The sequence below is a fragment of the Paenibacillus sp. OT2-17 genome, assembly GCF_009827695.1.
Taxonomy (GTDB): domain Bacteria; phylum Bacillota; class Bacilli; order Paenibacillales; family Paenibacillaceae; genus Paenibacillus; species Paenibacillus polymyxa_B.
On the sequence record NZ_WUDQ01000599.1, the window covers coordinates 1 to 2,153 of the forward strand.

The 2,153-nt window shown below is 47.0% G+C and carries 4 protein-coding genes; all 4 read left to right on the top strand.

What is annotated here, in order from left to right:
• Positions 1–155 precede the first annotated feature (155 nt).
• A complete protein-coding gene (locus tag GRP75_RS25055; protein WP_023989148.1) occupies positions 156–485 on the top strand; it encodes a nucleotide pyrophosphohydrolase in 330 nt (109 codons plus the stop codon).
• Positions 486–535: 50 nt separating this feature from the next.
• Positions 536–1,054 (top strand): tetratricopeptide repeat protein, encoded by a 519-nt coding sequence (locus GRP75_RS25060; RefSeq protein WP_013310696.1) that lies wholly within the window; start codon positions 536–538, stop codon positions 1,052–1,054.
• A gap of 31 nt (positions 1,055–1,085) precedes the next feature.
• Positions 1,086–1,889, top strand: a complete 804-nt coding sequence (dapB, locus tag GRP75_RS25065) for a 4-hydroxy-tetrahydrodipicolinate reductase (protein ID WP_023989146.1) — start codon at positions 1,086–1,088, stop codon at positions 1,887–1,889.
• Positions 1,890–1,945: 56 nt separating this feature from the next.
• Positions 1,946–2,153, top strand: a 208-nt coding sequence (locus tag GRP75_RS25070; RefSeq protein WP_160790679.1) for a methylglyoxal synthase, incomplete at its 3' end; no start/stop codon positions are given.

Here is a 2,153-nt window from a genome sequence, read left to right on the forward strand (position 1 = left end):
CAGCTCCTTATATGTAGTATACCTTTTTACGCTAGCTTTAAAAGACTGATGACTGTAAGTTGGGATCATAAGTACACAATTAAAAAAAATTTGTTTTAAAATGTGCTTTACGATAACATATGAATAAACCTGCACATGGGGGGATTGCGTGTTTCATGGAAAAATCATTAGATGAAATTCAACGTGAGGTAGACCAGTATATATCTCAATTTAAGGAAGGGTATTTTAGCCCTTTGGCGATGTTGGCCCGGATGTCTGAGGAAGTCGGGGAACTGGCGAGGGAAGTTAATCACTCCTTTGGCGAGAAACCGAAAAAAACGGATGAGGCGGACAATTCCATTGAGCTAGAGCTGGGGGACATTTTGTTCATCACAGTTTGCTTTGCGAACTCACTAGGTATAAATTTGACCGAGGCTCATGATAAGGTCATGCAAAAATTTAACACGCGTGACGCGAATCGCTGGACTAAAAAGGACACCGATTAGGCGTTTTGTACATATGCTGTACCAAACCGGTTACCCGGAGGTGCAGTGTCATGAAGGCGGAGGAATACGTTCAGAAAGCTTATCAGTGCATTTTGCAGAACGATTTTGAGCAGGCCGTGGAATGGTTTGAAAAAGCAATTTCAGCCCAGCCTGATCATGCGGAGCATTATTTCCGGTGCTCGGTTACCTATGCTCGCAGTGGTCGTTTGGAGCAGGCTCTCGCATATGCAGAGCATGCGGTTCGTCTTGCTCCACAGCAGGATGAATATGTTCTCCATCTGCATGCGCAGGAAGCCAGGCAGCATACGGAGAAGGCCAGAAAAATGCTGGATGTTGACAGAGCTACGCCACAGGTGCGTCAGGATGCGATTTTACTACTGGAACGAGCAATAGCCCTCGATCCGTTATGTGGGGATGCTTTTTTGCTGCTTGCATTGATTTATGACGAATTGAATGAGTATAAGCTGGCTGTGCAGGCTGCTCGTGAGGCGGCTGCACTGTTTCCTCACAATGTGCAGCTTGCCAACCTCATGAAGAAGTTATGCCAGCAGATGAATGAACAGATCTAACACAAATGGATGCATAAGGAGTTGTAGGGATATGTCAGAACCAATAAAAGTGGCTGTTGTAGGAGCAGCAGGGCGTATGGGCCGTGAAGTTATCAAATTGGTTCTTCAGGATGAGGAACTACAGCTTGTGGCCGCAGTGAACAGAACACATGCCGGCAGTGATGCCGGCCTTCTCGTCGGACTACCGGAAGCGGGTATCGCTATTGTGGAGGATGTGGAGCAGGCTTTACTGGAGAGTCGTGCGGATGTCATGGTCGATTTTACGGGGCCGCGTTTTGCGTACGCACATACAGCGCTTGCTATCAAGCATGGAGTTCGTCCGGTTATCGGAACGACAGGGTTTACCCCCGAACAGATTGATGAACTGGACAAGCAGTGTCGTGAGCAGCAAATTGGTGGTCTGATCGCGCCAAACTTTTCGATTGGGGTCATTTTGATGATGCGTTTTGCGGCTCAGGCAGCGAAATACTTCCCACATCTGGAAATCATCGAATATCATGGTGACCAAAAATTGGACGCGCCATCGGGCACAGCCATTAAGACCGCAGAGCTGATCGCCGAACAGCGTGAAGAGCTACGACAGGGTAACCCGGAAGAGGAAGAAACGTTAGAAGGATCACGGGGGGGTTACTATCAAGGGTTCCGTGTCCACAGTGTCCGTCTTCCCGGCGTGTTCGCACAGCAAGAAGTTATATTCGGAGGGTTTGGACAATCTCTGAAAATTCGTCAGGATTCTTATGAACGGGCGGGCTATATGCCAGGTGTTAAAATCGGTATTCAGAAAGTCATGGAGCAGCCAGGGCTTGTATATGGATTTGAGCATTACATCGATTAAGAATACGCGAATGATTTGACGAATGAAATTATAGAATGAGGCAGGAGGAACTTTGAATGTTAAAGATTGCATTTATAGCGCATGACCGAAAAAAGGATGAAATGGTAAATTTCATAACGGCCTATGAGCATGTTTTTACAGATCACCAATTATTTTCAACAGGTACAACAGGTCTGCGCATTATGGAGCAAACCAAGCTTCAAATTCACCGTTTCATGTCCGGGCCGCTTGGAGGAGATCAGCAAATCGGGGCTATGGTTGCGC